Below are 26,685 nucleotides of genomic sequence, written 5' to 3'. Positions count from 1 at the left end.
TCTGATTATTTTAATGCAATCGCAAACAAATGTAAACAACAAATGTAATAAACATTTGTTGAAAACGGAGGTGATATTTTGAAGCGAAAACTGTCGCCATGGTGCAAAGAAGTAAAGAAAACCTTAATCGACAGAGATATGTCTGTCACGGAATTGTGCGGTGAAGTTGGGATGTGCAGGAACTACGTGACAACCACCATAAATGGAAGAATGTATGCACCTGCACTTGCTGAAAAAATCAGCAAGGCTCTGGATATCGATACAGAGTACACAATTTAATTACCATAACTTGATTATACAGCTTATAGAAGGAGAGAAAAATGTCGAAATTTGCTACGAAAGCAGCGGCTAATATGTTTTGCCAGGCACGATATGAGGCGGCAAAGTCAAATGAGCGTCTGAGCAGCAGAGAAGGTGCTGCGGAAGAAATAGGAATTGATCGTACAAGGCTAGCCAGAATCGAACTTGGGAGCACGATACCATATCAGGAGGAAGTTCTTCTGATGGCTGACTGCTATAAGGCGCCGGAATTGAAAGGAAATTATTGCCGGGAGATGTGCCCGCTTGGAAAGAACATGCCGAAGATAGAGAATGCAGGACTGGATAGAATCAGCCTGAGAATGCTTTCTTCTTTAAAGAAGATAAACGAGGCAAAGGAATCACTTCTTGATATTACGGCAGACGGAATTATCTCAGAAGAGGAAAAACCGGAACTGAAAAAAATCATTCAGACATTGGACGAAGTAAATGAGATCACGCAGAATCTGAAAAATTGGGTTGAGAGAAATCTGGAATGAGGTGCTTGGTATGGAAAATGCAAACGGTGTAATCAAAAAGCTTACATCTGCGGAACGTTCTTACTATACAGCCGCTGAGGTCAGAGAAATGATGGGTGTGAGCAGGGATACGGCATATCGCATGATACGCTCCCTTAGGTCGGACCTGATAGCCGATGGACAGCTTGCCAAGGGGTATCCGTCAGGGAAAATCCCCAAAAAGGCATTTAACAAATTATACATGATTGAATGAAAGGAGTGGATACGATGGCTTTTTATAGAATCTGCCCGGATTGCGGAGCGTATCTGGATCCGGGAGAACAGTGCAGTTGCCATGAAGAATGTCTGATCGAAATGGAAAGAAAAGAAAAAGCAACTGCATTTGTTGAAAAGATGATGAAAGAAGAAAAAAATGGCCAGCTTCGCCTGGCAGTATAGGAGGGAAAGATGCTGACAGCAAAAGATCTTGAAAAATATCATCAGGCCGCAGAGCGGATCCTGAATGCAATGGACAACAGCCCGGTGCCGATCAGCTGGCACGAAATGGACAGAATGGCATTGCAGAGCGTTATCGCAAAGGAATTGATTCTCATTGACAAGGAGGTAAGGAAATGAATGTATGCAAGGTGCCAGATATGTGCAAAGACATGGAATATAAGTATATCACAGAAGATTCCAAAACAAGGGTATATCTGTCCGTGGTGCGAAAATTCAATGAGGCAGAATATGAGAAATACTACATCCGCAAAAAGAAAGAGAAAGTGAGAAAGAGAATCCTTTTTATTGCAAGAGCTTTGAAGTATGCACTTCCAGTCCTGGCAAGCACGATTCTTTACAATATGCTTTCAAATAAGCTTTATCTCGAAAGAGGAAGCCATGAAATTGGCTCAGAAATAGTTTTTGTTGGAATATTCGGCATCGCACTGTTTGGGTTTCTGAATTGGTTTATAGGAGGTGATGAACATTAAAAAGGTCTTGGATAATAAGGGGAAAGCGGAGTGTAGACGGCACCCACGATCCTATCCAAGACCAGTCAGAACTTTTAAAAACAGGTTATCGACCCTTTGTTTTTAAAGTCATCGTCATTTTATCACAAAAATAGGAGGTTATCAAGTAGATGAAAGAGGTTTTAGGAAGCTTGCCGGAAGTTATAACGGCATACAAAAATTATAACCTGCTGGTGCCGACAGCAACGGATGTGCAACTTAATCCATTCTACAAATTCCATGTAGAAGAGGTTCCGGTTGATCTGGGCGAAAACAGCGGAGACATTTTCAAGGTTGGCTCAGTTAAGACAGGTAAGCAGGATGAGAAAGGAAAAGACATCTGGGAAGATGTGTTTTCTTTATCTAAGCCTTTGCTCAACAAAATGGCTATGGCAGCCGGTATCCAGTTCAATCCAAAGGAAACATATGGTGAGCGTATCGACCGGGTTACATATCGAGCACAGGCTCAGGGAGCTATGCGCAAGGCTGACGGAACAGCCAGAACAGAAACTGACCAGAAGGTGATCTGTCTGGAAGATGAAGAAGAAAAATACCGCATTGAGTTTGCTGACAAAGCCACAAAAGGCATTACTGATGAAAAACAGGCACAGGCAGCTGCGGAAATCTTTTCTGGACAATGGGTGGAATCCAAGAATAAATGGGGGAAGAAATGTCAGGCCTTTGTGGTTGCGAAAGAAGATAGAGACAGATACATTGATCGCTCCGTCATGGTAAACATGGCACTGCTGAAAAAGACCTGGGCTGAAAAAGCTATGACCGGTGCGAAGCTTCGTGTTATAAGAGCTCTGCTTGGTGTAAAAGGCACATACACAAAGGCGGAATTGCAGAAGAATTTCGCTATCCCAACAGTTATATTTTCACCTGATTTCTCGGATCCACAGGTCAGACAGGCAATGCTGACACAAGGCATGAACTCCGTGAACAATATGTTTGGTACACCACAGATAGCAGTTAAGAGCGTGGATTTCGAATCTGAAAGCACAGTATTTACTCAGGATGATTTGAATAATCCAGCATATGCTTCGGATACAGAAAACGAAGATGATTATCCACCAATGCAGGAGCCGGATATTGCTCCCGAACCGGAGCCAGAACCAGAGCCGGATAGATCGGCAGATTTCCAGTGTTCCAGATGCGGTGAGGTCATAAATGAAAGGGTTTACGAATATTCAATCAATAAATTCGGAGAGCCACTTTGCATTAAATGCCAGAGAGGAGGCGGGCGCAGATGAAAATAATAAAGGTATCAACAGAATTGGAAATGTCAGTACATGAATTTCCATCCGGTACCATCCGGGAACATAACAAAGCTCTGTGTGAACTTATCGGAAACGGCTGTGACCTTGTAGAACATGTAATGCCAAAGAGATTATACACAGAACTGAAAATGCCATCCAGCCCTGTTAAAGAACCAGGGAAGTGTGTGAGTATGCTGATCGATGAAGAGGGAAGACTGAAGCCGAACAAAGCAAATCTGATCGGAAGTTATCTTTACGAGTTTGATAAACATGGATGCCCCATTGTTGGAAATATTCTCTTTATCGGAGAAAAGATGGGAGATGATGGCGTTGAATTCTGCGGAATTAGCGAGGAGAACTTTTCGCTTTTAGAAACGGAATTAAAGAACATGATCACAGCAATGAAGGCAACAGTAAAGGAGATGAGCAAATGAAAATACTTCATACTGCTGACTGGCATATTGGCCAGTTTAAAGGACCTGTAGTGGACGGAGTAAATCTCCGTTCGCAGGATACAGTAAAATGTTTGGAATATATGGTACAGGTAGCTATAGAAGAGAAACCGGATATCGTTTGTGTATCAGGAGATATCTTTCATCAGGAACAGGTTGGCCCCGTGAGGTATTCAGACGAAATGATTACGGCAACGAACATCATTACATCATTAGCACATTTTTCGAAGTATGTGATCGTGATGCGAGGCACTCCAAATCACGATGGAGCTGCTCAGTTTAGAGTTCTTGAACGGATGCTGCTTAATATTAGAAATGTAGATGTTGTTACAGAACCAGGAGTAATAAAGACTCCATGGGCAGACATTGCCTGCCTGCCGGGATTTGACAAACAGGAGTTCAGAGCAAAATTCCCTGGTTTATCTGCAGACGAAGAAAATCTTGCATGGACGAAATATATTTCAGATATGGTTTTTGCATTGAGAGCAGAGTGTGAAAAGACACCGATTCTCATGGCACATTATACGGTTCCTGGTTGCAACATGGAATCAGGGCAGACCTCCTTCTTCACAAACTTTGAGCCGGTCATTCCAAGAGAAGCTTTAATGGCCGCAAGATATGAGGCGGTGCTTCTTGGCCATATCCATCGCCCGCAAATCATTGAAGGACTTGACAATGTATTCTATTCCGGAGCGATCAATGCAATGAATTTTAATGATGAAGGACAGGATCGTGGATTCTGGATTCATGAATTTAATGAGAAAGGCACTCTGGTAAAAGGACATAAATACACTACTCCATACAGACAGTTCCACACTATCACCTGGGATCCTGATGAAGCTAGCGACTATATCCGTGAAGGAGCTATGTATCTTCACAGAACAGGCATTTCAGAAGATGTGACGGATAAGATAGTCCGGGTGCGGTATTCCTGCACATCTGAGCAGAAAAAGGCGCTCAACATTCCGCTACTGCAAAAGAACCTGTATGAGCTTGGTGCATTCTATGTGGCAGATATTGAAGCAGAAAGCACTATTGACATCACGAACCGCGGGCTTCTCTCGGAGGAAAGCGACCCAAGGTTGAATCTGAAAAAATGGTTGGAGGAAAAGACATTTAAGAATCCAGACAAAATCGTGGAGCTTGCCGAGCCAATCATAGCAGAAGCCATGAAACAGAGTACCACTGCAGAGATTCACGGTGTGTTTAAGCCGGTATCTATTTCGGTAAGGAATTACAGAAACTACAAGGAAGAAAGTTTTGATTTTTCAGACATTTCATTTTGCACGATCAATGGAGTAAACGGTGCAGGAAAGAGCAGCCTTTTCATGGATGCTATTGTGGATTGCCTGTTTGAAGAAACCCGTGAGGGAGACTGCAAGGCGTGGATCCGAGGTACAGAGGATGCAAGAAGCGGTTCCATAGAATTTATTTTCGACATCGGAGAGAAACGATTCCGGGTAGTTCGCACCAGAACAAAATCCGGAAAACCAACTCTGAACTTGTCACAGTATCAGGAAGAAAGTGCTGACTGGATGAATCTGTCCAAGGAAAGAATCGTTGACACACAGGCTGAAATCGAGAAGCTTCTTGGCATGGACAGCATGACATTTCGCAGCTGCGCATTGATCATGCAGGACCAGTATGGATTATTCTTGCAGGCGAAGAAAGATGAACGTATTGCTATCCTTGGAAATCTGCTCGGGCTTGGAATCTATGGAGTAATGGAACTGGATGCCAGAAAGAAGCTTGCGGATGCAAGAAAAGAGCTTGCTTCTAAAAAAGAAGCCGTTCGGATCAAGACTGACTTCATTAAGGCTCAGGGAAATCCAGAGGAAGAACTGGAGACAGTAGAAAAAGATATTCATAAAAAGCAGGAAGAACTTGAAAATCTGGATGAATCCAGAAGAAAACTGCTCGAACGTCAGGAAAAAATATCTGAGGCAGAGAAAGAAAGCGAAAAAGCGAGAAGTGAATTAAAAGAATGCTCTGAGGAATGCAGTGCCATGGAACATGACCTGGAATATTCAAAGCAGACGCTGACAGCGTGCAATAACCTTTTGGAAATGGCGGATGTGATACGGGAAAAAGCAAAACAGCATTCAGAATTATCTTTGCAGCTTTCTGGCGTAGAAAAGGACGTTATTAAATACAAAAATGCCAAAGAGACATTGAACGGTTACACCGAAGAGGCTGACCGTTACCAGAGGATTATTACAAAGAGCAAGCTCAGAAATGAGCAGATAGATTCTCAGATTTCTCTGCTGAGTTCCAACGTTCCGACTGATCTGGAATACAGACTTGAAGAATTGAATCGCAAAAAAGAGGAACTTGATAGCCAGCAGGAAAAGAGATACCGTGCATCTGTTGCAGATCACGAACTGCAGCAAATCAGATCATCATATTCGCAGCAGATATCAGATGCAAAAAATAAACGTGATTATCACCAGACAAGGCTCAGGGAAATAAAACAGCAGGAAGAATTTATGAAAAATTCCGGATGTCCGGATATCGAAAATGCAAGTTGCCGATTTCTTGCAAAAGCAGTTGATGATGTCAAAAACCTTCCTGTTGAACGGGGCTGCTTGCAGAAGTTTGAAAAAGAAATCGAAACGCTGACATCTGAAATGAACAAGAAGGTAGCGGAGAAACAAAAGAAAATTTGGGAGATCGGATACAATCCAGATCAGCTGAAGTTGTTGCTCATACAGGTGAATGGACTTGCAAAATATGAACGCATAAAGAAAGATGCGGAGCAAAACAAACTCGAAATTGCCCGTTTAGAGGCCGAAAAGGAATCGAACGATAAAAATATAGGGCAGTGCGAGGAGAATCTGCTACAGGTCAAATCAAAGGCCTCTGAGATAACGGAAACAGTTAATGAACTATCGAAATCAGTTGACAGACAGGAACAGATCAAACAGCAGATGGCTCATCTGCAGACTTATGTAGAACAGGAAAAAGAACTTCCTGTTTACGAAGAAAGAAAGCAGCATGTTCTTGAAAGGATTGAGAGCATGGAAAAAGAGATGGAAAAACTTACTGACAGAAAATTCATTCTCTCTTCTCAGCTTACTGGTATGGATACCATGATAGAAAAAATGAAGGAAACATTTTCGGCAGATATGGTAGAAGAAACAGGCAGGCAGATTCGCAGTAACAAGGAAACTCTTGGAGAACTGCAGATCCAGAAGGGAGTACTCCTTGAACGTCTGGAAAATATCGATACCATGCGAGGCGAAATCTCCATGCTGAATAATGGAATTGCTGTAGCTGCCGGCAGAGCGGACTGTTACGAAGCATTAAAGCAGGCTTTTTCACAGGACGGAGTTCCACACCAGATCATCAGGAACATCATTCCTCATATCACAGATACTACGAATAATATTCTTGGCCAGATGACTGGTGGAACGATGGGAGTGGAATTTGTGATGGAGCGCACCGTCAAAGGAAAGGACGGAGACAAGGCAACGCTGGATGTTCTGATCAACGAATATGGCAAGACAACTCTTCCATATGCTTCCAAGAGCGGAGGCGAGAAGGTAAAAGCTTCTCTTGCCGTTATCCTTGCACTGTCCGAGATCAAGGCAACAGCGGCAGGAATACAGCTTGGAATGCTCTTTATTGATGAACCACCATTCCTTGATGATGAGGGCGCACAGGCTTATGTAGATGCCCTTGAGACGATCCGTGATCGGTATTCCGATGTGAAGATTATGGCAATCACTCATGACGATGCCATGAAAGCGAGATTCGGCCAGGCTGTGACAGTAATTAAAACAGATGATGGCTCAAAAGTAATCTATTAACAGGAGGGGAAGATGGCAGATAAGAAAACTTATTATTACCTGAAACTTAAAGAAGGCTTCTTCGATTCAGAAGATATGCTTCTCCTGCAAGGAATGAAGGATGGATATATCTATAGTGATATCTTACTTAAACTCTATTTAATGAGCTTAAGACAGGACGGCCGGCTTATGTATAGGGGAATTATCCCTTATACGCCGGATATGGTGGCAACAATTACACACCATCAAGTTGGAACTGTTGAAAAAGCAATGAAAGTGCTGACATCCATGGGATTCATTGAAATTTTGGATAATGGTGCAATTTATATGCTTGATATCCAGAATTTTATAGGACGGAGTTCTAATGAAGCCGACAGGAAAAGAGAGTACAGAGCAACTATAAATGCCGAAAAATCAAGGATTATTGAGGATAAAGAAGGACAAATGTCCAGACAAATGTCGGACGTTCGGGCACCAGAGAATAGAGATAAGAGAACAGAGAATAAAGATAATAAAGATAATAAAAACATTAGCTTGGAGCTTAAAGACTCCAAGCAGAACACGTTCATCTCTCTTCCGTTGATTACAGGATCTGGAAACTATGATGTGACATTTGATTATCTCAATTCACTGAGAGAACTGTTTCCGGCACTGGATGTTGAACAGGAGTTTAGATCAATGGCGGCATGGCTTGACAGTCACCCTCGTAATCGTAAGACACCGAGAGGAATCAAGAGATTTATCACTGGTTGGTTAGAACGTTCACAGAATTCAATGCCGGCATCCAGAACACCGCAAGCACCTGCAGCTACAAAGAACATGTCAACGGATCAGTATATGGAGGCAACGTCCGGCTGGTGCGAAGGGATAGGTGATTGAAGTGACACCTCAAGAATTTGATTTTATCAGAGCTTCAATCAAAAGTGCCTATCCAACATTTAATGTCATGCCAGACCAATACAGCATCAGAATGTGGTACCGCATGCTTGGAGATCTGGACTATAAGCTTTGCGAAACAGCATTGATGGAACTGTTTGCCACTCATACATACCCGCCGCAGATATCTGAGATACGGGAGAAATGTGCAGAATACACAGTTCCACACCTCAAAGACCAGGGAGAAGCCTGGGGAGAAGTCCAGAAGGCCATCAGCCAGTATGGATATTACAGGCAGGAAGAGGCGCTGGAAAGCCTGACACCAATAGTCAGAGAGGCGGTAAAGCGGCTTGGCTTCCGGGAGATATGCCTTGATGAGAACCAGGATGCTGTCCGAGCGCATTTCTTCAAGATATATTCAACCCTGATCGAGCGCAAGACGAATGATGCAAAGCTTCCTCCGAGTATTCTGGAAGCGAAAAATAAATATATTGCACAGCTTACCACACACGAAAATGCGGCAATAGAACAACAGCACCGGGACCAGATAGCAGAAGAACCAGAACGTGCGACACCAGAGTATATAGATATGCTAATGCGGGAACACGGATTCAAGAGGTGACAGCATGGAGCAGATAGAGAAAATACAGGGAACAGAGAAAGAATTCATAAAAGTCTTTCAAGAGCTGTGTTACAGCCGGAGTTCATGGCAGGTGTGGGCCGATCTAATGGCGGCAATGGCTTGCACACTGGCGAATTCGGTTGATAAGACGGAACCGAGATACACTGCAAGAGAGAAAGAATATGCAGAGTGCATCAAACGCCTTGGCGGGGTAGAGAAGCCGGCCAAATGCTTTGCGATTGTGGTTGAGGCACTGGAACGCAATCCAGATCAGGACTTTCTTGGAAAACTGTACATGAGCCTTGAGCTAGGGAACCACTGGAAAGGGCAGTTTTTTACACCATACAATGTCTGTGAATGTATGGCAAGCATAACAATCAATGACAATGTACAGACATTGGAAAAACAGGAATGGATATCTGTCAATGATCCGGCGTGTGGAGCAGGAGCAACTCTTGTAGCAGCGGCAAACATATTCCACAGAAAAAAGATAAATTATCAGACACGGGTTTTGTTCACCGCCAATGACATAGACAGGGTAGTTGCCCAGATGTGTTACATACAGCTTTCGCTTCTTGGGTGCGCAGGCTGGGTGGCTGTTGCAAATACGATATCCAATCCGGTGTGCGGAGATCCACTGATGCCGGTTGAAAAGCCGGGACAGGAATTCTGGTACACACCGTTTTATTTCAGGGGAGAATGGAACTGTAGACGGCAGATTCAGATATTTAAAGAAATGTGCGGTTCATGGATAACTCCGATTGAAGAACGCAACCCTGGGAAGATTACTTTTTATTTTGATTTCGAGAAAGGAGATTACAAATGTCAGAACAGTTAAAACAGGAACTTGAAGCTGATACTGACCGTTTAGAGGCGGAAACGGTTGCAGACAGTGAAACAATAGGGGAACAGGAAGAGAAACCGACAGAGGGCAAATTAGAGGCCCAGGAAGACGATGAATCAAAGGAAGAGGATACAGTTCCAATGGGAAAAGCCTCTCTTGCTGATATTGTTTCCGGGATTCCGGCTCCGACAAAAGAAGAAGTTGAAGCGGCAGAAGCTGAAAATGCAAAGCCGGTAAAGCAGAAAGCCAGAGAAAAACTGGAAGCTGAAAAGAAAAAAGCAACCCAGAAGAACTTTGCGGATCCGGTCATTACTTACCTGATGAAAAGATGCGAAGAGGATCAGGGGCTTGCTGAAGATGTGATGCAGGAGGGAAAGACCTGGAACAAGTGCTTTAGTTATATCGTTGAGCAGGCCAGGAAGCAGTCGAATGGTAGAAGTACAGCAGTTGAAGACCGGGTCGTGTATGAATGGGCCGAGGATTATTACCACAAGTATGAAAAACCGGAAACCGCCAAAAAGGAAAAAAGCAAAAAGCCTGCGACAACAAAAAAGACCGAAGCACCAACTAAAAAAGTTACAGAAACCAAGAAAGATGTCCAGAAAATAAAGGATGATTCCAAGGTTTCTGAAAAGCCAGTGAAAAAAGATGCTGCTTCCAAGCGGCGGAAAACTGAAAAAACCAGTACCAAAAGCAGCGAACTGTCTGGCCAGATGTCATTGTTTGATCTTCTGTAGGAGGCTGTCGCATGGAAAAGAGAAAATTAGCAAAGATTCCGAGGGAGGAAGCCTCTGATGAAATGGTCAGATTTGCGGAAAGAGCTGCAGGCACACATATCGTAACGACCAAAGATATAGAAAAAGATCTGTTGATGGTAACATTCTATCCAATCAGAAAATTGAAGAAAGGAAAAAAAGACGCTCAGTTAAGAACGTTTTTTTCCAAGAATGATTACATATCACAAGATCTGACCGTTGAAAAAGTGAAATGGCTGACTGCAGCTTATGACAGAATGTATGATATCAGCCTTTATGAACATCATTGGGATTACAAAGAAAGCACAGGCAGATGGACGCCGAATATGTTTTTCTGGACGGATGCAGACATTGATCGTATGCGCAGCTTTTTCGAGGAATGGAGCACAGAGAAAGATGCAAGAGACTGGACAGCTGTGACACGCTTTCAGGATATGGTCAAACAAAAACGTCTTGATGAAAGACATGCCAAAGAAACCAATCCAATTGATGCGCTTATGGAAACGGTCAAAGAAATCCCTGATGAATTTAAAAACTGGGTATCAGATAAGGCGATGTCATTCAGCAGATATCTGATTTACTCAACAAGATCAAAGAATGAGGCTCTGGTGCATTGCACTCATTGTAATGGGGTGACACTGGTAGACAGAACGAAAATTCGGTTAAGAAATAACGAGAAGGGGATATGCCCCCTTTGTGGAAGTCCGGTCACCATTAAAGCCAGAGGCAGGATGCCGGCACGCATATGTGACAGGAGGATTGTTTCATTTATTGAGCCAAGAGAAGATGGGTTCCTGTGGCGGTATTTTACAGCATACAGAGAAGTAAAGCTGGATGGAAAGACAAATGATGGATTATTTGAGATTGTAAGGACATTTTACAAATTTGCACCGAACGGAACGCCATGCACCAGCAGTTATGAATACAGAGAGTATAAACAGACTGGTATTGTACGGTGGTGCACAGATGAAGGATACAGAGAAAGTTCATACTGCACCTTATATCCTGGAAACCTGCCGGAAGCATGGAAAGATACTCCGATGAAATACTCGGCACTGGAAATTTTGGCGGAGAATAGACCGAGTGAACAGATACATTATGCAAAGGCAATCAACAGATACAGAAAGTTTCCGCAGCTTGAATGGTTTATAAAAATGGGGCTGTATAAACTGGCCGCACATCTGATCAACGAGTTTCACGATGGTGCTTTTGGGTATGAAAGCCGGAATGGAATTAGGGGACTGAGAAAAAGTGGAAAAACAATATTTGAAATTCTTGGCCTTACGAAGGAAAACACGCGAATACTGCAGTCTATTGATGGAAACATTGATGAACTGAGATTATTGCAGGAAGCGCAAAGCTCTGGTTACAACCTAAAAGCGGAAGAACTGGAACGGTTCTATAAACTTTTCGGATGCAACACAACGCTGATCCGGAAGGAGAACAGGAAATCGACCATCCATAAGATCTGCAGATATATTGAACGCGAAGGTGCTGATTATCGCGTGGGAGAGAGCGGACAATGTTGGCGATATTCCTATATGCAGCGTAAAGAAAGACCGGATATCAGAGAAGAACGTCTGCAGAATTGCGCTAAGGACTGGCTTGATTATTTGAACTGGTGCAAAGAACTGAAATATGATCTCAACAATATGTTCTTCTATTTTCCGAAGAATTTCAAGAAAGTACATGATCGGACAGCTGCGGAATATCAAGCATTGCAGGATAAAAAGGCAGCGGAAAAGAAACGCCGGGAAGATGAACGGATAAAGCGGGAAGCCGAGGTCATGAAAAAACTTCTGGAGGAAATGCTCAAAGAGAATGCCGGCATAGACAACGCTTTCTTGATAAAAGGAAAAGGATTGATATTGAGAGTGCCAAGAGATACACAGGAAATCAAGAATGAAGGAGCTGCCCTTCACCATTGTGTTGGAACTTACGTTGACCGAGTGGCCAAAGGGCAGACACACATCTTCTTTGTGCGCAGAGTGGAAGAACCTGATACACCATATTTCACAATGGAATATAACAATGGTCGCGTGATCCAGTGCAGGGGAAATCACAACTGTGGGATGCCGGCATCGGTAAAAGCTTTTGTAGCTGCATTTGAGAAGCTGATGAAAGAACGAGAAGAAAAGATGGAAAGGAAGTGCGGATAATGGCGAAGCAGAGCATCAGAAGTATTCGAAAAGGAAGCGTTCAGTGGAACGAAGAAGACCGATTGCAGATGGTTTCCATGCTGGCAAAAGCAGGATATGCAGTCCAGATTGTCAGAAAAGAAGTTCCCGGAGGCGAAAACAGAAAATCAGCTCAGTACGAATACGTGATCGAGTATGGAGAGAAGGTGGAGTGATGAAATTCATAGCACGAAAACCAGTTGTAAGAACGGAAGTTTACCGGAAATACGGATTCACATATGTGGAGCATAAGCCTTGTTATTGTCCTAGATGTAATCATGTGTTGAATGCGGGGCCGAACTTTCAACCGAAATATTGTAGCGAGTGTGGACAGAAGATTGACTTCTCCGAAGTGAAGTGGGAAGAAGAAAAAATCCTTGAACATGCAGGAAGGAGGCTGGCCAATGAATAAGAGTGGTATCGAATGGTGCGATCATACATGGAATCCAATTACCGGTTGTCGGCATGGCTGTTCTTACTGCTACGCTGACAAGATGTCACTCCGTTTTTGCGGAAATATGAAAAGAAATATGGTCCAGACAGACCAATATCGAATGGAGGGAGATCTGTTTGTCCTGGATAAACCGTTCATGAATGAGGATGGAAAGCCTGTCATATATCCATTTGGGTTTGAACCGACATTACACATATACAGATATGACACATTGGACAAGCTGAAACAGGGGCAAAATATATTTGTTGGAGCAATGGCAGACATATTTGGAGAGTGGATTCCTGACAGTTGGATAGAGGATGTCCTTTACGCTTGTGCAAAACATCCTCAGCACAATTACCTGTTTCTCACAAAGAATCCGAAAAGGTACACCCAGTACGGTGTGCCTTCTGGGAAAGGGAATATGTGGTACGGAACAACTGTGACGAATAGTGAGGACATGGAACGGATATACCAGCTTCCAAACCTGTTAAACACTTTCACCAGTATAGAGCCATTGCTCGAAGATATAGATGAAAACATTTCCGCACTGAAATATTTGAACTGGATAATCATCGGTGCCGAGACAGGACACAGGAAAGAGAAAGTGATTCCTGAATTCGAATGGATCAAGAGAATCGTTGTAGAAGCTGATTACAACGGGATACCGGTATTTATGAAAGACAGTCTGATTCCGATTGTTGGTGAGAAGAATATGCGCAGGGATTATCCGAAGGAGCTGCAGATTCGTAAAAGGAGCGAGAAAGTCAATAAAAAACTCAGTGGCAACTGTATGTTGTGCGGAAAGACAGAAGATAAAAACAAGATGGTTACCTTGACAGCAAGAGCGGTCAGGGGCGGCAAGGCGACATCGTTTGGCCATATGTGTCATTCCTGCTTTGCGAAATGGCTGACTAGTCACAATATACCGGTGCCGGACCTTGAAAATAAAAAGGAGATTGAAGATGGCAAAGAGAAGCTGTAGAAGAACAACTGATGAAAACCTTATTCATAAAAAAGCTGTGGAAATGAGAAAGAAGACAGACGAACAGCTTGTGCATTATGTGGAAGATCGTGTGGAAAAAGCACGAAGCGAGGGCTTTAATTGTGGAAAAGCCAGTATCTCAAAAACCGGAGAGGGAGCAAAGGAGTTTATCGCATTCCTTCAGCTGAATAAGATTCCGGGAATTGGAGCAGTAACAATAAACAAACTCATAAAGGTAGCGGAAGAAAATGGATACTTATAAGCGTTCAATAAGAGGTCTGCAGAGCAGATCTAACGGAGAACATTTTGAGGGAATGATACTTGCGGCATCCAGATTCTATGAAGAAAGAGGAATTGCAGCAGTTGATAAAACTCCGGAAGCATTTAAGGTACTGAAGGCAATGGACAGGAACAGAGGGCAGTTCATCTGCTGTTTCACTAAACAGGCTCAGCCTGATTTCAAAGGAATTCTCATGGATTCAACCATGATCTTGTTTGATGCAAAGCATACGGACAAAGATAAGATTAGCAGGGACGTAGTAACCACTGAACAGCAGGCGTGCTTTGAAAGGTATATGAAGCTTGGGGCAATGTGTTTTTTGGTTGTATCTCTGGAATTTAAAGAATTCTACCGGGTTCCGTGGGTGGTATTTCGGGATATGAAGAAGATTTACGGACACAAGTACATGAACCGGGAAGAACTGGAACCTTACAGGATCAAATATTCAAACGGAGTGGTGAAGTACCTCGATGGTATTGTTCTCCGGGAAAGGAATGAAGATGAAAGTACAGAAGTATGAGATCGCCAGAGTTATTGATAAATTAAAAAGTATTGTGCAGAAGAACGACCAGTTTCCGGCTCTGGGAGGGATTCTGGTAAAGGACGGGTATTTAATCGCCTCCAACTCCGAGATTACAATGAAGGTCAAATTAGAGGCCTCAGAAGGCAGTTATTTTATTATTCCAATGAAAGCCTTTGACTTGATCAAAAATCTTCCGGATGGAGAAATCGACATCAGCGCAACCGACAAGAATGTAGTTATGATCAAGATAGGAGCAATTAAAAACAAATACCAGAGTTACCCTCCGGAGGAATTCAATTTTGATATTACAGAGGATCCGGAAGCGGATGGAGTGGAATTGAATGGTAAAAAGATCATGGAGGCTATAGGTCATGTTATTTATGCAGCAGCTGACGGCGGTGCGAATACACAGATGACCGGAATTTATTTTGAGGGTACAGACAGCGGAGTTTCCCTTGCCGCACTGGACGGGCACGTAGTCGCAGTAGATTCTGTTAAAGCAGAAGGCGCAAAGGATATGAAACTGATCGTACCGAAGACGACTGCCAAGAAGCTGATTTCCATGGGCGTAATCGATGATGTGACACTTACATACACCAAAAACAGTGCGGTATTCAAGTCTGCTGAATATACCATTTACACAAGACTGATTGAAGGAAAATACTTTGCTTATCAGAAAATGTTTACCGAAGGCGAGATTAATACATGTGCATCAAGAACTGCATTGATCGGCGCAATGACCAGGGCAAAGATGTGTACGGAAGAAAAGCAGCCGGCAGTGTTCCAGATAGAAGACGATGTGCTGAATATCAGTATCCGGGATAAGCTGGCAGACTATCAGGAACAGGTACCGCTCCAGGAAACCGTATGCAAATCCATACGGTTGGGATTCGATTCAAGACTGGTCCTGGAAACATTGAAAGCCTTCACCTGTGACAATATTGCACTGGGCTTCACCAGCCCACGAACACCGATGATTGTGGAAGCAGAGGACAGCGACATGAAAGCCATGGTGCTTCCGGTTGCGATAAGGGAGGCATAAACATGATTGAGATCATATCAGTAAAAGATATCAAAGACGCAACACCAGAGGAACTTGCAAATCTTCGCCGGAAGGGACTTCTTCCGGCAGAAGAAACCAGAAGAATATCTGGGAGACCTCTCAGCCCGTATGAACGAACCAGAGCACAGGTGGCTGCTACTGGAAACAGATGGGCGATGGAAAACTTTATTGCCACGCACAGCTGAAAGGGGATGAAATAAATGAATTTGTATAGATATTATCAGCATGATGGATTCCGATGCGAAACTATAGTCGGAATTGTTAAAGCAAAAGACATGCAAGAGGCTGAAAAAATCGTAAAAAACCATTACGAAAAAGCATATCGAGGAGAATTCCAGCGCGATGGTTGGAAGCTGGAAGAAGTTGAGTTTTCCGATGATGGATGCAGCGAAATTTATTACGGGTGATTAATATGGCGAAGGCGTTATATAACTTATGCAAAAGGAATGGGACAGTGATGGAGTACTCCATCACTGGATCCGAAGTAGCTGAATTGATTAGCTGCAAAAAGCAGGATGTTTATAATTCTGCGAGCTATGGCCAGATGATCCGGAAAGAATTTTACGTTGAAGTTGTAGACCGGCCACTGAGCCGAACGAAAGATCTTACATTACTTTTGGAATATGACCGGGTTTGTAGAGAAATTCTTGAGAGGTGTGGGAAAATATGGATGCAGAAGAAACAAAACGATGGAAGGCGAAACAGCTCCGCTATAAAAAGCCGATAGTCCGGGATTTGAACTTGGACAAGATACAAGAGGATTTATGGAACATCATGGAGGAATGTGAAAATATTCGGTGGTATACAGATTCTGACGATGGAAACGATTCTCTTATTAATGCTTTGGATGGAGATGAAGACGAAGCATATGAATTTAAAATGGCGTTTGCGGATCTGTGTGCTGAATGTGAAAGAATGCAAGAGGATTTGCGGGAAGAATGGATTCCGAATTGTTTCGATATGTTTTTCGTGGCTGCAGGTGCAGGGGAAAACTCCGGGGGACTACTTGGCTGGGATTCCTTTGAAGGAGATTATTTCGGAATTGACGGTACAGATGCTTGGGCTGAAGACGAAGCAAAGAAGAAAATGAAGGCAATAACAAAGGATGAATTAATAGCAGCGGCCAGACAGTGCTTTAAGGTTTATCAGTCGTATATAGGGTTACGGAATCGTTACGATTCCTTGAAAGCGGCTATAGATATCCTGAGAGATCAAAACACGGGATTTTTGCAAACCATTAAGGAAATTGAGCGTTTGTATGAAGCGGCGAGCAAAGAACAAGGTATAACCGCCAAATACAGTACGGAGTGGAAAGAATTTGAAAGATATACTGATGCGCTTCCGCAAGAGGCTTGGATTCAGTAGAAAGGAGTAGCATGAAAGTATACAAAGCAGTGCATGAGAGAGAAAACAAGTGCAAGGAATTGCACAAAGAGATGAATATGAATGTAGGCCCGACCAGACTGGTCCAGCCGGATTTTTACCTGTTGGTCGATGTGGATGACCTGCAGAAACAGGTGAATACCTTGGAAAATGAAGTTCATCGCATGAAAAGAGCAGAAGCAAGGAGGAAATGGCGTTATGGAAGAAAAAATCATTAAGATTATGCAATTGGTCCAGATAAAGAAAGACAATACAGTTGAATTTCCGGAAGAGGCTAGGAAACTGATTCGTGAGGTGGCAGAAAAATGCAGAAAATTGCCGGTTTATAAGGACAATACAGATAAAGTGGATACCTATAAGGATGGCATTACAGCAGGAGAGATATATTTGGATATGTGTCTGAAAATTGTTAATGCACCTACACAGATTCATAGGATGGTGACTCCTAAGATGATGCTCCCGCTCATTGATGATAAGTTGCAGGAGGAATTTAAAGAAACGGAGGCGAGAGAATGAGCCGGATAAAAAGCAGATTATCTGCATACCGTGATTATTTAAGACCGCTGGTAATGGAAGGCAAGCCAATGTCGTCAGAAGATGTTTTAGTTATGATTCAACAGCTACAGGATGATCTGAAGAAAGATGAAAGACCAAAACTTACAAAAATTGAGAAATGTTTTGTCGAATCTTTGAATGATAAATGGGATTACTTATGCAGAAATAGCAACGGAGAATTGGAAGCTGTTAAAAGAACATTCACTCTATTCGCTGTAAATTCTGAGAGCCTAAATTTAAAAGACGTAACAAAAGCCAAGTTTGATTTTATCGCAGATGACGGAAGAAGATGGTTAATTTCTGAATTGAAAGAATTTGAGGTGGAAGTATAAGCCGGGATGACTATGCTTTTCCGTGCGCCGGCTGTCTTTGCGACCATTGTGCGAACAATCTGTACAGTTCAGACCAAATGGCAGGAGAAGCAAAGATATTTTGCTATGTTTGCGAGGAATGTCGATACTATGATGGTGACTTAAAAAATAAAGATATGAGATGTAAGCAGTGCGAAAACTATATTGTGACAAATGAACATGCTGAACGTTTGAGAAAAAAGATAAAGGTGGTAAAGAAATGATAAAGATTAAGGAGAAACGTATGCAGAGTTATGTCCTTAGAGCCAGAAAAATGGTCCAAGAAGGAAAAAACAAAGAAGGGGCAGAAATGCTTAGTGAAGGCTTGAACTATTACAGTAAAAATATCATTAAAGCTCTTACGCCATATGCAACTGCAGACGCCGGAATTATTTCTATGGTCCTGCGTAATTTGGCAGATGATATTGAAAAAAAATAATCCGGGAGCAAAGGAGCTTCGCATGTGGGCAGAAAACAACACTGTAAAACCTGAGCTGAAGGAAACGATTAAGATCAAGAAACCAAATCTGAAGTAGCAAAGCAGAACTTGCAGAAGAATGTGAGGTATAAAATGACAAGATCTGAAACAACAAAATTTCTTAGCAGATTGTTGGAAAAAAGCCGTTTTTCTGGTCCAGGTAAATACTGGGCTAGAGAAGTAAGCCTTGATTATGGCTACGCAGCAGGAAAGCCAAGAAGAATAGATTATATGCAATTTTCGCCGGAGAATCAGTGCTCCATATCTGCAATTGAGAAAGGCATATTTACTTGCTATGAAATCAAAAGTTGCCGGGCAGATATTTATAGTGGAAATGGATTGAATTTTATCGGTGAGAAAAATTATCTTGTAGTAACAATGGAGTGTTATAAAGACATTTTACCAGACCTCAGAAATGGAAACTTTGCAAGACATGTACGCGAGCACTTTCCAGAATGCTATGCGGAGATAGGCTGCATGGGAGTATTGGTTGCGGTTCCGCGTTGGAGAGAGGTTACGGAAGAATTCGAAAATCCAACACCGTTAGATGGAGATACGGAGAAATGGAAACTGTCAGTTGCTTTGAACTGTCATGCAGGCTCAAGAAAACGATCTATGACGGAACTGCTGTTCTGCATGCTGCGGAGCGGGCATTAAGATGAGGAATTAAGATGGCAATATTTCATAAAACATTGCAGTATCATGAAGATACAACAGAGAAAAGAGATATTTCACAGGAAGATATAGAATTTCTGAAGAAATTACAGCTTGAGATGAATACTCAGGACACAACAGGAACAGCGGATCCTCGCTTCTGGGTTATTAAAGGCAGCGAGAGAGTAGTTGACAATGAAAATCCAGATGAACTTGTCCTGCAAGTAGATGGAAGCACCGTTACAAGCACAACGGAAGAAACAGTGAAGTATCTCAATGATAACATCTTGCCAGACTGCAATATCGATAGAGAAAACTGCAAAATTGAAACAGGGTACACATGGGATTTTAAACTGACGTACACGGAAGATGGAGAAGAAGAGTATGAGGATTTGTCAACGCAGGAAGTGAATGAATTTCTTGCCAACAATGGACATGATGATACCATGATAATTGGTATTTCGATCAGACCATTTATGTACCCAAACACGATGTTTCTTACAGAGAAAGAAGCCAGGGGACATCTTGAGAGAAATTATTATCATTACTCAGAAGACGCACATACATATTGCATGGTTGCGTGGAGATCCCCGGAAGTAGAAAAATTATGGAAGATATTACGGGAAACAAAATGGGATTGCAAAGACAAAGAGCTTGAAAGCCATGAAGAAAAGTACATTCTGCATTACTGTATTTCTCTCATGCAGGAGCTGGTCGGATGTTTCGAAGAATGGTACAGATGGGTACATGGAGAAAATGCAATAAAAGAGCTGAGTGAAGAAGAAAGGTTCTGCTATAACATGTCGTATTTCCATATCGTTCAGGAATTGTTCTTGTTCAGGACATATCATTCCGGAGGAACGTCCACAATGGCAAAATGTAAACAGCTTGGAGTGGATAGCAGTGAGAATGTCGAATTCAAATTTGAAGAAGGGGAAGAAGGTGAATGAATGATAGAAGTATTATTTTATATTGCTGGAGCTGCTACAGTAGGAGCATTTTTTACATTATGGTGCGCGGTAGCAGTACAAAGAGTGAGAAAAGAAAGTGAAGCATCCAAGTACGGAGAGCTTTGCGCGAGGATTCAGAAACAGATCGATGAAACAAGAATGAGAATTTCTTCTGTGAAAATGCAGCTTCATATAGCAGATCATGCTCTGGATCAGGCATTGCTTCAGTGGAAGTATGAGTATTTGATGAAACAGGAACAATGGCTTGTCGAACTGATGTGCGGAAAAATAGAAGAAGAAAAGCAGGAGGAAAAGCAATGAAATGTAGTATTAGCACATATTATAAAATTTTAGACGCAGAGCTGTATAACTTTGATGATGGCTATATGCAGCTGAATGTCGATATTGATACAAAAAACATCGATCTTGAAGAATATGTAAGCATGCAGAAAAAGAGTATTGCGGATATGTGCAATGTGCCGGAAGAAAAGGTAATTCCAATATCTCGATTAGCGTATGAAACATATACAGACGAGTAAAGAAAGGAAGCCCATATGTACAGTAAATGCCAGAAGTGTGGAAAGAAACTGACGGATCCGGAAAGCATCAAAAGGGGATATGGTCCGGAATGCTGGAATAGCCTAACTGCACATTATTACCGGAGCCCTGTTGACTGGGAAAACTACAGAGTACCTGGGCAGATGAACATCGAGGATTTTTTGGATATGGGAGGTGGGGACAATGGCGATAAGAAAGATATGCCCTGAATGCGGGCAGCAGTACGGCATCAGACCAGCAGTGTCGAGAAAGGATAGGAAAACAGAAATATGTCCTGACTGTGGAACAAAGCAGGCACTTGACACTGTGAGGGATTTGTTGGGACCGGAAATGACCGATCAGCAATGGGAAGGATATAAAAGTGGATTTTTAAAAAGGTCGAGGGAGGGACAGCATGGACAGAACACTTTATAATGCCAGCGGGTGTAAGGATAAGACCGCTCATGATGCGATTTGTTCTGCATCAAAACCGCAGACACAGGTTTTCAGATCTGACTGGACGCGGAGAGACAACGAGGCAGATATGTTCGTAAAGATGGTGAAACGTCTGGCAAAAGGATTTAATTTTAAACTTTGCGACAGAATTCGATTTGAGGATCCGGAAACAGGAAAGAAATATTTGTGAGGTATGGCATGGACACAGAGAAAAAAGTACAATTCGTAGCACTGACAAAAGAGGAAATTGATGCAATGATTCAGCAGGCTGCCCTTGCCGGCGCACAGGTTGCGTCTGATGCAATGATGGTAGGGCAGAGAAAAAGCGAGAAGGAGAAGATTGATCGTCGTTTGCATAATACTGATTTACTCCTTAGAAATTACAGAACTTTAAAGGCGAGCTACGAAAATGCCGTCTACAAGTCCAAGGAAGGGGAGGTTACAGAGGTGCTGGAAGACATCATGACCATGAAAGATGATAAGGTCATAGTGGAGAGCATCAAAACTTCGGCCAAAAGAACCGCTATCATGGTACAGCATATTGACAAAATGCTTGATGTATACCGTATCTATTGTAGCAAATTATCGGAAAAAGATAAGAGACGCTATAAGATTATTAAAGCCCTTTACATATCAAAGACTCCAATGACGATTGCAGAAATTTCAAAAAAATTTTCGGTCAGCAAGGTCACTGTATATGAAGATATCAAAATTGCGAAAGAGCGCTTATCTTCGCTGTTTTTCGGAATTGACGGTCTGAAGTTTTTTTAATAAAATCAGAATAACGGAATCTGTTAACTTAACATTGACTTAATAACGAAAATGGTGTATGATATGCGGGTAAAATTTTAATCAAAAGCCATGAGCCACTGGGGAAAAACCAGTGGCTTTTTTAATGCAATCTTGGGAGGGAGGAAAGGATAGAAAGATGGGAATGCTCCTTTAAAATATTTTAGAGGAGATTACGCATGAATGGAGTAACAATATTATTTGTATATGCAGTTATTATGATCCTGGCAACAGTGATTCTGACAAAGAAAGAAAAAAATGTGGAACGCTTCTGTGTTGGAAGCCGTTCTGAAAACTGGCTGATGTCGGCTCTCAGCATTGCGGCAACGTGGATCTGGGCTCCGGCATTATTTGTATCAACTGAGAAAGCATATTCTACCGGCTGGGTTGGCCTGTTCTGGTTTCTGGTTCCGAATGCCCTTTGTCTGGTGATATTCATTCCATTTGCAAAGAAAATCCGGAAGGAAATGCCGGAAGGAATGACACTGTCTGGTTACATGAAAGAAAAATACAAATCCGATGGAGTGAAAAGAGTTTACCTCTTTCAGCTGATCGGACTGTCTGTTCTGTCAACAGGAGTTCAGCTTCTTGCGGGAAGCCAGATTCTTAGTGCAGTAACAGGAATTTCGTTTAAAACCATGACTATTCTGCTCGCTTGTATAGCAATTTCCTATTCTCTGTTCTCTGGAATTAAAGCATCTATGCTTACAGATGCTATTCAAATGGTATTCATGCTTGTTGCATGTAGCCTATTTGTAATATTCGGAGTAAGAAATACAGGAACACAGGGCATTATACAGGGCCTGAGTGGTATATCAGGAGACTGTACAACGCTCTTTTCTGGAAAAGGAGTAGAGATTTTCTTAGCCTTTGGGCTTCCGACAACGATAGGACTTTTATCCGGGCCGTTTGGAGATCAGAGCTTCTGGCAGAGGGCATTTGCAGTAAAAAAAGAGAAGCTGGGAAGAGCGTTTCTTCTTGGAGCAGTTCTTTTTGCGGTGGTTCCACTGTCAATGGGAATTCTTGGATTTATGGGAGCCGGTGCAGGATATCAGGCACAGAACCTTGGAATCATCAATTTTGAATTGATCCGCCACTTTTTCCCGTCCTGGGCAGTATTGCCGTTCCTTTTCATGATTGTTTCCGGTTTGCTGTCTACAGTGGATAGCAACCTGTGCGCAGTATCTTCGCTTACGACAGATATTGCAGGAGGAAAAGACATCAGGAAGACCAGAGTTGCAATGGTAGTGCTTCTGATCACTGGCATTCTGATTGCAAATATCCCGGGAATTACAGTGACACATCTGTTTTTGTTCTATGGCACACTGAGGGCGTCAACATTACTTCCAACAGTCATGACACTGAAAGGGGTAAGACTGAATGCAAAAGGGATTATCACAGGTGTGGTTGCTGCACTGGCTGTAGGGCTTCCTGTATTCGCCTACGGCAGCGTTTTGAATAGTGGACCATATAAAACACTGGGAAGCTTGCTGACAGTCCTGTTGAGCGGACTTATCGCCTTGGCTGCTTCCGGAAAGGAGAGACACTATGCTCGGTAGAAAACAATCCGTTCGAAATAATGAAGACTGGAAGAATGCGCTTGATCACATTGAAGAGACGGTGCCAAAGAAAGAACTGGATTCCCTTGTGAAAAAGACAGTGAAAGACATCAAAGAGAAATGCAAGGGGAAAAAGGCAGCCTATGCATGGAGTGCGGGAAAAGACTCACTGGTACTTGGAGAGATATGCGAGAAAGCCGGCATTGATCAGAGCGTCCTTGTAAGGTGTAATCTGGAATATCCGGCATTTATTGCATGGGTAGAGCAGAATAAACCTTCTGGCCTTGAGATTATCAATACCGGACAAGATATGGAATGGCTGAAAAAGCATCCGGATATGTTATTTCCGGATAAAAGCAATAAGGCAGCGCAGTGGTTCCATATCGTACAGCACAGGGGACAGGCACGATATTATAAAGAACATCAGCTGGAAATACTCCTGCTCGGACGCAGAAAGGCAGACGGCAATTATGTTGGAAAAGATAATATCTACACTAATTCAGCCGGAATCACCAGATACAGCCCTCTTGCAGAGTGGAGGCACGAAGATATCCTTGCATACATTCACTATTATGATGTGAAGCTCCCACCCATATATGACTGGGAGAAAGGATATTTATGCGGCACACATCCATGGCCTGCCAGACAGTACATGGAGACAGAACAGCAGGGCTGGAAAGAAGTTTACGACATTGATAAGACCATAGTTGAAAGTGCGGCACAGCATTTCGATGGAGCCAGAGATTTTTTAAAAGCTATCAAATAGCCGGTTGCAGCCGGAGGCCATTGCCCTTCAGAAATGGAGGACAAAATGAAGGTTATTAAAAAGAGACTGGATGATCTTAAACATCCAGAGAAAAATGTCAGAATTCATTCTGAACAGCAGATCAGGGAACTGAAACGCTCCCTTGAGAAGTTTGGACAGACCAGAGCCCTTGTTGTGGATGAAAATAATGTGATTCTGATCGGGAACGGCTTATATGAGGCTATGGTGAGCCTTGGTTATCAGGAGGCATCCGTATATGTAAAAACGGAACTTTCTGAAAATGATAAAAAGAAGCTTATGATAGCCGACAATAAGACTTATGCTCTTGGAATTGATAATCTGGATACACTGAATGAGTTTCTTGAGGAATTGCAGGGCGATCTGGACATTCCGGGATACGATGAAGAAATATTACAGCAGATGGTCGCGGATGCAGACGAAGTAACTGAGAAAATCTCTGAATATGGAACATTGGACGAATCAGAGATCCAGAAGATAAAGGAAGCCAATGAGAAACGGGAGCAGAAAGCGGCAGCAGCGGAAATATCTGACAATAATTCAGAGAACAGTTCGGAAAATCCGAACACTTCAGACAACCAATCGTCGGAAAGGCAGAATACCACTGAAACAGAACCGGAAATAACAGAAACCCGGAAGTTTGTTATCTGCCCGAACTGCGGTGAAAAGATATGGCTGTAAAACGTTGTGAAGCCAATATCGATGTTGTGAAAGCTGCAGAGATCCGGATAAAAAACGTGTTCGGAAACGGGCTACCAGTGTTCTTTTCTTTCAGTGGGGGAAAGGACAGCTTATGCGTGGCGCAGCTGATGGTCAATCTGGCCAATCGAGGTGAGATTGACATGAAACAACTTACAGTGCAGTTTATAGATGAAGAAGCAATCTTTCCTTGCATGGAGGATATGACAAAGAAGTGGCGGCGCATCTTTATGATGATGGGAGCAAAGTTTGAATGGTATTGCGTAGAAGTAAAACATTTTAACTGCTTCAATGAACTGTCAAATGATGAAACATTTATCTGCTGGGATTCCGCAAAACAAGACGTATGGGTAAGACAGCCGCCTTCCTTTGCGATAAGGAACCATAAACTGTTACGTCCAAGGATTGATGCTTATCAGGATTTCCTGCCAAGGACAACCGTATCAGGAATTACAATGGTCGGTATCCGTACAGCGGAATCTGTACAGAGGCTTCAGAATATTGCGTCTATGACAAAAGCAGGAAACAAAATGACTGCAAAGAAGCAGGTATTTCCCATTTATGATTGGACGGACAATGATGTCTGGCTCTTCCTTCTGAGAAATCATGTAGATATCCCGGAGATATATTTGTTCCTCTGGCAGTCAGGATCCAGTAAAAGGCAGATGCGAGTATCCCAGTTCTTTTCTGTTGATACAGCAAGAAGCCTTGTGAAGATGAATGAGTATTATCCAGATCTTATGGAACGGATCATCAGAAGAGAACCGAACGCTTATCTGGCTGCCCTGTATTGGGACAGCGAGATGTTCGGCAGAAGTTCCAGAAAAAGGAAAGAGGCGGAAGAGGGACAGGAGCAGAGAGATTATCGGCAGGAGCTGATACATCTTTTTAATCACATGGACGTTTTTTTCGACACTCCGCATAAAAGGCATGTGGCAGAACGATACCGTAATTTCTTTATGGCGGTATCAGCAATAGCTACATCGGCCGATTGCAAGCACATATACGAAGGACTGATATCCGGAGATCCCAAAATGAGGGCATTCCGGGCACTGTACCAGAGAGTATATGGACGTTATATCAACGATGCGAAGAAAGGAGAACACCATGGACAATAAGCTGTCAGCACCATCTAGGACCATGCATTGGGTAGATAGGAATAAGATCAAACCAAATGATTACAACCCGAACAAAGTTTCGAGACAAAATCTGGAACTGCTCACACAGTCTATCTTTACAAACGGATGGACGCTGCCAATTGTGGTAAGACCAGACGGTACTATTATTGATGGATTCCACAGATGGACGGTTGCAGGACCTGACTGGAAGTACGTTCCTCCTTCGGAAGAAGATGATCGCAGGACATTATACGAACGTCTTGAGGGAAAAGTGCTTGTAGTGATTGTTGATCATAAAGATAAAGCGAAAAATATTTACGGTACCGTTACCCATAATAGGGCAAGAGGTACCCATTTGCTAGAACCTATGAAGAAAATCGTTAAAGAACTCATGGACGAAGGCAAAACAGTTGAAGAAATCGGAAAACAGCTTGGAATGAGACCGGAGGAGATCTTCCGATTGTCAGATTTTTCAAAAGAAGACTTCTTGAAGATGATGACAAAAGGGGTGACGGGCTATTCAAAAGCTGAATTTATTACAAAAATTTAATATT

General features: G+C 42.7%; 40 protein-coding genes. All 40 read left to right on the top strand.

Annotated features, from left to right (window positions below; translation table 11 throughout):
* Positions 1 to 78 precede the first annotated feature (78 nt).
* The 40 genes from LKD46_RS10665 (at position 79) to LKD46_RS10470 (ending at position 26,681) form a co-directional block, all read left to right on the top strand.
* Complete coding sequence (locus tag LKD46_RS10665; RefSeq protein WP_021652391.1) at positions 79 to 279, top strand: helix-turn-helix domain-containing protein; 201 nt, start codon at positions 79 to 81, stop codon at positions 277 to 279.
* Between the two features lie 41 nt (positions 280 to 320).
* Complete coding sequence (locus LKD46_RS10660; protein WP_055222078.1) at positions 321 to 797, top strand: transcriptional regulator; 477 nt, start codon at positions 321 to 323, stop codon at positions 795 to 797.
* Between the two features lie 10 nt (positions 798 to 807).
* Positions 808 to 1,029 (top strand): helix-turn-helix domain-containing protein, encoded by a 222-nt coding sequence (locus tag LKD46_RS10655; RefSeq protein WP_021652393.1) that lies wholly within the window; start codon positions 808 to 810, stop codon positions 1,027 to 1,029.
* Positions 1,030 to 1,043: 14 nt separating this feature from the next.
* Entirely contained in the window at positions 1,044 to 1,214 is a 171-nt protein-coding gene (locus LKD46_RS10650; RefSeq protein WP_173757997.1) for a hypothetical protein, read from the top strand.
* 9 nt (positions 1,215 to 1,223) lie between these two features.
* The gene (locus tag LKD46_RS10645; RefSeq protein ID WP_227574129.1) at positions 1,224 to 1,391 is read left to right on the top strand and encodes a hypothetical protein; all 168 of its coding nucleotides are present in this window, start codon (positions 1,224 to 1,226) and stop codon (positions 1,389 to 1,391) included.
* Entirely contained in the window at positions 1,388 to 1,744 is a 357-nt protein-coding gene (locus LKD46_RS10640) for a hypothetical protein (RefSeq protein ID WP_173745658.1), read from the top strand. The genes LKD46_RS10645 and LKD46_RS10640 overlap by 4 nt, the downstream gene beginning before the upstream one ends.
* Positions 1,745 to 1,893: 149 nt before the next feature.
* Positions 1,894 to 3,015, top strand: a complete 1,122-nt coding sequence (locus tag LKD46_RS10635; protein ID WP_118045308.1) for a hypothetical protein — start codon at positions 1,894 to 1,896, stop codon at positions 3,013 to 3,015.
* The gene (locus LKD46_RS10630) at positions 3,012 to 3,455 is read left to right on the top strand and encodes a hypothetical protein (RefSeq protein WP_117628356.1); all 444 of its coding nucleotides are present in this window, start codon (positions 3,012 to 3,014) and stop codon (positions 3,453 to 3,455) included. The genes LKD46_RS10635 and LKD46_RS10630 overlap by 4 nt, the downstream gene beginning before the upstream one ends.
* A complete protein-coding gene (gene sbcD / locus LKD46_RS10625) occupies positions 3,452 to 7,282 on the top strand; it encodes an exonuclease subunit SbcD (RefSeq protein WP_173758005.1) in 3,831 nt (1,276 codons plus the stop codon). The genes LKD46_RS10630 and sbcD overlap by 4 nt, the downstream gene beginning before the upstream one ends.
* A gap of 12 nt (positions 7,283 to 7,294) precedes the next feature.
* Entirely contained in the window at positions 7,295 to 8,140 is an 846-nt protein-coding gene (locus LKD46_RS10620) for a phage replisome organizer N-terminal domain-containing protein (protein WP_227574128.1), read from the top strand.
* Entirely contained in the window at positions 8,133 to 8,759 is a 627-nt protein-coding gene (locus LKD46_RS10615; RefSeq protein ID WP_046438193.1) for a replicative helicase loader/inhibitor, read from the top strand. The genes LKD46_RS10620 and LKD46_RS10615 overlap by 8 nt, the downstream gene beginning before the upstream one ends.
* A gap of 4 nt (positions 8,760 to 8,763) precedes the next feature.
* Complete coding sequence (locus LKD46_RS10610) at positions 8,764 to 9,597, top strand: N-6 DNA methylase (RefSeq protein ID WP_021652401.1); 834 nt, start codon at positions 8,764 to 8,766, stop codon at positions 9,595 to 9,597.
* On the top strand, positions 9,582 to 10,340 hold the full coding sequence (locus LKD46_RS10605; protein WP_227574127.1) for a Cas9 inhibitor AcrIIA9 family protein: 759 nt from the start codon (positions 9,582 to 9,584) through the stop codon (positions 10,338 to 10,340). Before LKD46_RS10610 ends, LKD46_RS10605 begins: the two co-directional genes overlap by 16 nt.
* An 11-nt stretch (positions 10,341 to 10,351) precedes the next feature.
* Entirely contained in the window at positions 10,352 to 12,517 is a 2,166-nt protein-coding gene (locus LKD46_RS10600) for a PcfJ domain-containing protein (RefSeq protein ID WP_227574126.1), read from the top strand.
* Complete coding sequence (locus LKD46_RS10595; RefSeq protein ID WP_021652404.1) at positions 12,517 to 12,711, top strand: hypothetical protein; 195 nt, start codon at positions 12,517 to 12,519, stop codon at positions 12,709 to 12,711. The genes LKD46_RS10600 and LKD46_RS10595 overlap by 1 nt, the downstream gene beginning before the upstream one ends.
* Positions 12,711 to 12,947, top strand: a complete 237-nt coding sequence (locus LKD46_RS10590; RefSeq protein ID WP_046438199.1) for a hypothetical protein — start codon at positions 12,711 to 12,713, stop codon at positions 12,945 to 12,947. The genes LKD46_RS10595 and LKD46_RS10590 overlap by 1 nt, the downstream gene beginning before the upstream one ends.
* Positions 12,919 to 13,953, top strand: a complete 1,035-nt coding sequence (locus tag LKD46_RS10585) for a DUF5131 family protein (protein WP_331465970.1) — start codon at positions 12,919 to 12,921, stop codon at positions 13,951 to 13,953. The genes LKD46_RS10590 and LKD46_RS10585 overlap by 29 nt, the downstream gene beginning before the upstream one ends.
* The gene (locus tag LKD46_RS10580) at positions 13,934 to 14,215 is read left to right on the top strand and encodes a hypothetical protein (RefSeq protein ID WP_117628349.1); all 282 of its coding nucleotides are present in this window, start codon (positions 13,934 to 13,936) and stop codon (positions 14,213 to 14,215) included. The genes LKD46_RS10585 and LKD46_RS10580 overlap by 20 nt, the downstream gene beginning before the upstream one ends.
* A complete protein-coding gene (locus LKD46_RS10575; RefSeq protein ID WP_117628348.1) occupies positions 14,202 to 14,753 on the top strand; it encodes a Holliday junction resolvase RecU in 552 nt (183 codons plus the stop codon). Before LKD46_RS10580 ends, LKD46_RS10575 begins: the two co-directional genes overlap by 14 nt.
* The gene (locus LKD46_RS10570; RefSeq protein ID WP_182437394.1) at positions 14,734 to 15,798 is read left to right on the top strand and encodes a DNA polymerase III subunit beta; all 1,065 of its coding nucleotides are present in this window, start codon (positions 14,734 to 14,736) and stop codon (positions 15,796 to 15,798) included. The genes LKD46_RS10575 and LKD46_RS10570 overlap by 20 nt, the downstream gene beginning before the upstream one ends.
* Before the next feature lie 2 nt (positions 15,799 to 15,800).
* On the top strand, positions 15,801 to 16,004 hold the full coding sequence (locus LKD46_RS10565; RefSeq protein ID WP_118045288.1) for a hypothetical protein: 204 nt from the start codon (positions 15,801 to 15,803) through the stop codon (positions 16,002 to 16,004).
* Between the two features lie 15 nt (positions 16,005 to 16,019).
* On the top strand, positions 16,020 to 16,226 hold the full coding sequence (locus LKD46_RS10560; RefSeq protein WP_046438144.1) for a hypothetical protein: 207 nt from the start codon (positions 16,020 to 16,022) through the stop codon (positions 16,224 to 16,226).
* A gap of 259 nt (positions 16,227 to 16,485) precedes the next feature.
* A complete protein-coding gene (locus tag LKD46_RS10555) occupies positions 16,486 to 17,184 on the top strand; it encodes a hypothetical protein (RefSeq protein WP_227574123.1) in 699 nt (232 codons plus the stop codon).
* Positions 17,185 to 17,195: 11 nt separating this feature from the next.
* Positions 17,196 to 17,420, top strand: coding sequence for a hypothetical protein (locus LKD46_RS10550; protein ID WP_118510338.1), 225 nt, complete (start codon positions 17,196 to 17,198; stop codon positions 17,418 to 17,420).
* Complete coding sequence (locus tag LKD46_RS10545) at positions 17,401 to 17,718, top strand: hypothetical protein (protein ID WP_227574122.1); 318 nt, start codon at positions 17,401 to 17,403, stop codon at positions 17,716 to 17,718. Before LKD46_RS10550 ends, LKD46_RS10545 begins: the two co-directional genes overlap by 20 nt.
* Complete coding sequence (locus tag LKD46_RS10540; protein WP_046438148.1) at positions 17,715 to 18,089, top strand: hypothetical protein; 375 nt, start codon at positions 17,715 to 17,717, stop codon at positions 18,087 to 18,089. Before LKD46_RS10545 ends, LKD46_RS10540 begins: the two co-directional genes overlap by 4 nt.
* Positions 18,090 to 18,327: 238 nt before the next feature.
* Entirely contained in the window at positions 18,328 to 18,546 is a 219-nt protein-coding gene (locus LKD46_RS10535) for a hypothetical protein (RefSeq protein WP_227574121.1), read from the top strand.
* A 132-nt stretch (positions 18,547 to 18,678) separates the two neighbouring features.
* The gene (locus LKD46_RS10530) at positions 18,679 to 19,242 is read left to right on the top strand and encodes a hypothetical protein (RefSeq protein ID WP_227574120.1); all 564 of its coding nucleotides are present in this window, start codon (positions 18,679 to 18,681) and stop codon (positions 19,240 to 19,242) included.
* Between the two features lie 14 nt (positions 19,243 to 19,256).
* Positions 19,257 to 20,189, top strand: a complete 933-nt coding sequence (locus LKD46_RS10525) for a hypothetical protein (RefSeq protein ID WP_227574119.1) — start codon at positions 19,257 to 19,259, stop codon at positions 20,187 to 20,189.
* Positions 20,190 to 20,510 (top strand): hypothetical protein, encoded by a 321-nt coding sequence (locus LKD46_RS10520; protein WP_227574118.1) that lies wholly within the window; start codon positions 20,190 to 20,192, stop codon positions 20,508 to 20,510.
* Complete coding sequence (locus tag LKD46_RS10515) at positions 20,507 to 20,728, top strand: hypothetical protein (RefSeq protein WP_227574117.1); 222 nt, start codon at positions 20,507 to 20,509, stop codon at positions 20,726 to 20,728. Before LKD46_RS10520 ends, LKD46_RS10515 begins: the two co-directional genes overlap by 4 nt.
* Before the next feature lie 15 nt (positions 20,729 to 20,743).
* A complete protein-coding gene (locus LKD46_RS10510) occupies positions 20,744 to 20,956 on the top strand; it encodes a DUF6011 domain-containing protein (RefSeq protein ID WP_118510322.1) in 213 nt (70 codons plus the stop codon).
* Entirely contained in the window at positions 20,931 to 21,161 is a 231-nt protein-coding gene (locus LKD46_RS10505; RefSeq protein WP_227574116.1) for a hypothetical protein, read from the top strand. The genes LKD46_RS10510 and LKD46_RS10505 overlap by 26 nt, the downstream gene beginning before the upstream one ends.
* A complete protein-coding gene (locus LKD46_RS10500) occupies positions 21,142 to 21,372 on the top strand; it encodes a hypothetical protein (protein WP_021652428.1) in 231 nt (76 codons plus the stop codon). Before LKD46_RS10505 ends, LKD46_RS10500 begins: the two co-directional genes overlap by 20 nt.
* A gap of 8 nt (positions 21,373 to 21,380) precedes the next feature.
* On the top strand, positions 21,381 to 21,953 hold the full coding sequence (locus LKD46_RS10495; protein WP_021652429.1) for a helix-turn-helix domain-containing protein: 573 nt from the start codon (positions 21,381 to 21,383) through the stop codon (positions 21,951 to 21,953).
* 197 nt (positions 21,954 to 22,150) lie between these two features.
* Positions 22,151 to 23,530, top strand: coding sequence for a sodium:solute symporter family transporter (locus LKD46_RS10490; protein WP_227574115.1), 1,380 nt, complete (start codon positions 22,151 to 22,153; stop codon positions 23,528 to 23,530).
* Positions 23,520 to 24,296, top strand: coding sequence for a phosphoadenosine phosphosulfate reductase domain-containing protein (locus tag LKD46_RS10485; protein WP_227574114.1), 777 nt, complete (start codon positions 23,520 to 23,522; stop codon positions 24,294 to 24,296). Before LKD46_RS10490 ends, LKD46_RS10485 begins: the two co-directional genes overlap by 11 nt.
* Positions 24,297 to 24,341: 45 nt before the next feature.
* A complete protein-coding gene (locus LKD46_RS10480; protein WP_044962048.1) occupies positions 24,342 to 24,995 on the top strand; it encodes a ParB/Srx family N-terminal domain-containing protein in 654 nt (217 codons plus the stop codon).
* Complete coding sequence (locus tag LKD46_RS10475; RefSeq protein WP_021652433.1) at positions 24,986 to 26,131, top strand: phosphoadenosine phosphosulfate reductase domain-containing protein; 1,146 nt, start codon at positions 24,986 to 24,988, stop codon at positions 26,129 to 26,131. Before LKD46_RS10480 ends, LKD46_RS10475 begins: the two co-directional genes overlap by 10 nt.
* The gene (locus tag LKD46_RS10470) at positions 26,121 to 26,681 is read left to right on the top strand and encodes a ParB N-terminal domain-containing protein (RefSeq protein ID WP_021652434.1); all 561 of its coding nucleotides are present in this window, start codon (positions 26,121 to 26,123) and stop codon (positions 26,679 to 26,681) included. Before LKD46_RS10475 ends, LKD46_RS10470 begins: the two co-directional genes overlap by 11 nt.
* Positions 26,682 to 26,685: the final 4 nt, after the last annotated feature.

This window comes from Blautia fusiformis (assembly GCF_020686995.1).
GTDB classification, from domain to species: domain Bacteria; phylum Bacillota; class Clostridia; order Lachnospirales; family Lachnospiraceae; genus Blautia_A; species Blautia_A fusiformis.
This window is presented reverse-complemented; position numbering and strand designations above follow the sequence as displayed.